Below are 4805 nucleotides of genomic sequence, written 5' to 3' on the forward strand. Positions count from 1 at the left end.
GCCAGCGCCTCGACGCCGTCCGCGTCGATGCCGAGGTTCTCGAGCTCGGCGGCGATGCCGCGTCTGCCGCGCCCTTGGGCAAGGCGACTGCGCACGAGCACGTCGGCGAAGCGCCCGTCGTCGACGAGGCCGCAGGCGAGCGCGCGATCGAGCGCCGCTTCGACGGCCTCGGCCTCGAAGCCCTCGCGCGCAAGACGCTGGCGCAGCTGCTCGGAAGCCCGCTCGCGCACGAGGCAGAGCCGCTCGATCTTGCGGAAAGCGGCGTCGGGATCGGAGAGCCGCACATCCTCGTCGACTTCGCCGGCGTCATGGCGGGAAGGCTGTCCGCCGGCCGCACTGGCAGACAGGGAGCGCGAAGCGCGGCTCGGCCGTCGATCCTCCCGCTCCTCGCGAACGTGGGGAAGGTCGGGCGCCCTGGAAGGCTTCGGGACGCCCTTCTCGATCGCGGCGATCTCCGCGCGCAGGCGCGCGCGGAGCTGTTCGGGCGATTCGGGCATGCTACTTCTTCTTCGCGGGCTTTGCCACTGGCGTGAGTGCGTCGGCTTCCTCGGTCGAGCGCGTGATGATGGGGATCTCAAAGGATTCGCGCACCTTCGTCTCGAGTTCCTCGCGCAAGTCCGGGTTCTCCTTGAGCGTCTGCTTCGCCGCCTCGCGCCCTTGGCCGAGACGCTCCTCGCCGTAGGTGTACCAGGCGCCGCTCTTCTTGGCGACCCCCGCCTCGACGGCCATGTCCACGATGCAGCCCTCACGCGAGATGCCCTCGCCGTACATGAGGTCGAACTCGGCCTGGCGGAACGGCGGAGCCACCTTGTTCTTGACCACCTTGGCGCGCACGCGGTTGCCCACGATCTCGCCGTCCTTCTTGATGGAGTCGATGCGGCGGATGTCGATGCGCACGCTGGAAAAGAACTTGAGGGCGCGGCCGCCCGTCGTGGTCTCCGGGTTGCCGAACATCACGCCGATCTTCTCGCGCAGCTGGTTGATGAAGATGCACGTGGTGTTCGACTTCGACAGAGAGCCCGCCAGCTTGCGCAGCGCCTGCGACATGAGGCGCGCCTGTAGGCCCACCGTGGTGTCGCCGATCTCGCCTTCGATCTCGGCGCGGGGCACGAGCGCGGCCACCGAGTCGACGACCACGGCGTCGATGGCGCCCGAGCGCACCAGCATGTCGCAGATCTCCAGCGCCTGCTCGCCGGTGTCGGGCTGCGAGATGAGCACTTCGTCGATATCGACGCCCAGGCGCGCGGCATAGACGGGATCGAGCGCGTGCTCGGCGTCGATGAAGGCCACGATGCCGCCCATGGCCTGAGCCTCCGCGATGATCTGCAGCGCGAGCGTGGTCTTGCCGCTCGATTCAGGGCCGTACACCTCCACGATGCGGCCGCGCGGCACGCCGCCTATGCCGAGCGCCGCGTCGAGCGGCAGCGCGCCGGTCGGGATGACCCCGATGTTGAGGTCGTGACCGCCCTCGCCGAACTTCATGATGGAGCCCTTGCCGAACTTGGTCTCGATCTGATCGGTGGTCAGCTTGAGCATCTTCGATTTTTCTTCGTTCATGCGGTTCCTTCTCTTCCTGCCGCGAGCGCCAAAGACGCTGAGCGTTTGCCGCTTACCATTATACGAACATATGTTTGTTGGTCAAGCATTTTCGCGAAAGAAGCTTGCAACCCCAGTATAGCGCGGCCGGCTCACGTCCCGATGGCGCGCATCCAGCGCGCAGCACCTCCCGATCCAGCGCGTTTCCCACGCCGAAGACACGCGAATTCCACGTTTCCCGCCACCCGATCCGACGCGCCTTCTACGTCGTTCTAGCGCGTTTCCAGCGCCTCGAGCGCGAACTCGAGCGCCGCGCGCACGGCGAGCAGGCGCACTTCTTCGCGCGTGCCGGGAAAATGGCAGCAGCGGGCGCAGGTGAGCGACGCGTCCGCGCGCCCGATCCACACGGTGCCCACCGGCTTGCCCGGCTCGGCCCCGCCCGGGCCGGCGATGCCGGTCGCCGACACCGCCACGTCGCAGCCGAGCGCGGCGCGGGCGCCTTCGGCCATGGCACATGCCGTCTCCTCGCTGACCGCCCCGATCAAGGCGAGCGTCTCGCGGCTCACGCCCAACACGTCGCGCTTCACGTCGGAGGAGTAGCTGACGACGCCACCGCGCACGACGTCCGAGCTGCCCGGCAGGTCGGTGAGCGTCGCGGCGACGAGGCCGCCCGTGAGGCTCTCGGCCGTGCCGACGGTCGCGCCGGCGGCACGTGCCGCCTCGAGCACGCGCCCGGCCAGCTCGTCGAGCGCCTCGGGCGAGATTCTCGCGGCCTCCTGGGCGCTGAGCGCGCGCCCTCCCGCTTCGTCCTCTCCCGCATCGGCAGCCGCGGCCTCTCCGGCACCCGCACGGCGCTTCGCGCGCTTGCCCGACGGCGCGAACCCGAGGATCTCCTTGGCCTTCACGAAATAGTCGAGCATCGAGATCACGGTGAGCGCCAGCGCGATCAGCATGGCCAGCCACGACACGAGGTACAAGGGGTTGTGCAGCACGCCCTGCGGATCGGTGATCACCACGCTGTCCTTGACGATGAACAGCACGATGGCGACGATCTGCGCGACGGTCTTCGCCTTGCCGTACCAGCTGGCGGCGATGACCACGCCTTGGCTGGCGGCCACCATGCGGATGCCCGACACGATGAACTCGCGCGTGAGGATGACGAGCGCTACCCACGAGGGCAGCACGCCCAGCTCGATGAGCGCGAGCAGGGCGGCGGCCACGAGGATCTTGTCGGCCAAGGGGTCGATGAACTTGCCGAAGTTCGTCACCTCGCCGCGGCTGCGCGCCAGGTACCCGTCGAGGCCGTCGGTGGCGGCCAGCAGGATGAAGATGCCGGCGGCGATCCAGGGCTTCGACGCCTCGGCGTCCGCCCAGAACGGGAAGTACTCCGGCCAAGGGCTGATGATGGCCACTACGAACACGGGAACGAGGCAGATGCGCAGCAGCGTCACCACGTTCGCCGGGGTCCACAGCTTCTCGTGCACGGCACCTTGCGCCATCGGGCTCACTCCCCTTCCATCTCGTAGAGCAGAGCGTCGACGATGCGCACGCGGCGGATCTCGCCCGGCTCGCCGGCGTCGAGGTACGTGACGCCGTCGACCTCGGGCGCCTGGCACATGGCCCGCCCGAACAGCTGGCCGTCCTCTTCGACGCCCTCCACCAGCACGTCCATCTCGCGTCCGACGCGCGCGGCGATGCGCGGGCAGCACACGGCGTCGGCCAGGTCGCGCAGGCGCTGGGCACGGTCGTTCTTCTCGTCCTCGTCCAGCTGGCCGGGCAGGTCGAACGCGCGCGTTCCCTCCTCGCGCGAGTACGGGAACACGCCCACGTAGTCGAACAGCCCCTCCTCGACGAAGGAGCACAGGTCCTCGAACTGCTCCTCGGTCTCGCCCGGGAAGCCCGCGATGAGCGTCGTGCGCAGCGTGGCGCCCGGCACGTGCGCGAGCACGCGGTCGACGAGCGCCAGGAACTCCTCGCGCGAGCCGGTGCGGTTCATGGCGCGCAGGATGCCCGCGTCCACGTGCTGCAGCGGGATGTCGAAGTAGTCGCATACGTTGTCGTGCGCGGCCACGGCATCCAGCAGCTCGTCGGAAAGGCCTTCGGGCTGGATGTACATGATGCGGAACCAGGTTTGCGGGAACTCCTCGGCCAACGCGGCCACGAGCGCCGCCAAAGACGACGGCTCGTCGAAGTCGGCGCCCCAGCGCCCCGTGTCCTGGGCGATGAGCACGATCTCGCGGGCGCCGGCAGCCACCTGGGCGGCGACGTCTGCGCGCACGTCGTCGAGCGGGAAGCTGCGATAGCGCCCGCGGATGTACGGGATGGTGCAGTACGTGCAGAACCGGTCGCAACCGTCGGAAATCTTCACGTAGGCGAACGGCGCGGCCGGGAGGGCGGCAAGCGCCGCACGGGATCCTTCGACTTCGGCGGCTCCGCCGCTTGCGCTCAGGGTCACGGAGGCGGCGGCTCCCCCGCCCGGGGCGTCGACGCCAAGCGCGTCGGCTACGATAGCGGCGATATCGTCCTCGCGGCTGCATGGCACGAACGCACGCGCTTCCACAAGCTCGTCCGCAAGATCCTCGCCGTAGCGGGCGGGCATGCAGCCGGCCACGATGAGCGGCGCGCCCGCCGCGACGTTGGGCATCCCGGCCGCATCGAAAACGGCTTCGATGCTCTCCTCGGTGGCGCTTTGGATGAACGAGCAGGTGTTCACCACCACGGCGTCCGCTTCGGCAGGGTCGACCTCTATCAGAAACCCGGCCTCCGCCAACCGCACGCGCATGCGCGCCGTGTCAGCCTCGTTCTTCGCGCATCCCAGCGTGACGAAAGCGACGCAGGGCGCAACGAGCGCCGCGTCAGATGAGCGTTCCATATGGCGAGACCGTCCTAGCGGTAGTTGACGAACTGGAGCGGCTGGCCGTAGTCCTTCCCCTTGAGGAAGGCGATGACCTCCTGCAGCGCATCGCGCGAGGGAGAGCTGACGCGCAGCTTGTCACCCTCGATCTGGACCTTCACCTTGAACTTCTCGGCCTTGATATCCTTGTTGATCTTGCTGGCAACGTCCTTTTCGATGCCTTCGACGATGGTGGCCTTCTGACGAACGCTCTGGCCGGCGGCCGCTTCGGGATCGGCCCACTGCACAGCGGCAAGATCGATGCCGCGGCGAACGAGCTTCGAGCCGATCACGTCGATGACCTGCTTGGCCACGAAATCGGCGGGTGCCGCCACCGTCATGGACTTGCCCGCCTTGTCGAGGGTGATCTCGGCGC

At 68.4% G+C, this 4805-nt stretch carries 5 protein-coding genes; all 5 read right to left on the reverse strand.

Annotation, left to right across the window (positions count from 1 at the left end; genetic code table 11):
* On the reverse strand, window positions 1-497 hold a 497-nt coding region (locus tag ACMO6A_RS07375), incomplete at its 3' end, for a regulatory protein RecX (protein ID WP_418471013.1).
* 1 nt (window position 498) lies between these two features.
* Window positions 499-1557 (reverse strand): recombinase RecA, encoded by a 1059-nt coding sequence (gene recA / locus ACMO6A_RS07380; RefSeq protein WP_009608605.1) that lies wholly within the window; start codon window positions 1555-1557, stop codon window positions 499-501.
* A 251-nt stretch (window positions 1558-1808) separates the two neighbouring features.
* Complete coding sequence (gene pgsA, locus ACMO6A_RS07385) at window positions 1809-3035, reverse strand: CDP-diacylglycerol--glycerol-3-phosphate 3-phosphatidyltransferase (RefSeq protein ID WP_009608615.1); 1227 nt, start codon at window positions 3033-3035, stop codon at window positions 1809-1811.
* A gap of 5 nt (window positions 3036-3040) precedes the next feature.
* Entirely contained in the window at window positions 3041-4408 is a 1368-nt protein-coding gene (gene rimO / locus ACMO6A_RS07390; RefSeq protein ID WP_009608621.1) for a 30S ribosomal protein S12 methylthiotransferase RimO, read from the reverse strand.
* 14 nt (window positions 4409-4422) lie between these two features.
* The coding region (locus ACMO6A_RS07395; RefSeq protein ID WP_418471014.1) for a DUF520 family protein at window positions 4423-4805 on the reverse strand (383 nt) is incomplete at its 5' end.

The sequence above is a fragment of the Eggerthella sp. genome (assembly GCF_048329335.1).
Lineage (GTDB): Bacteria > Actinomycetota > Coriobacteriia > Coriobacteriales > Eggerthellaceae > Eggerthella > Eggerthella lenta.

Coding starts and splice junctions, on each gene's coding strand:
- recA (WP_009608605.1), bottom strand. CDS start 1,557: ATGAACGAAGAAAAATCGAAGATGCTCAAGCTGACCACCGATCAGATC.
- pgsA (WP_009608615.1), bottom strand. CDS start 3,035: ATGGCGCAAGGTGCCGTGCACGAGAAGCTGTGGACCCCGGCGAACGTG.
- rimO (WP_009608621.1), bottom strand. CDS start 4,408: ATGGAACGCTCATCTGACGCGGCGCTCGTTGCGCCCTGCGTCGCTTTC.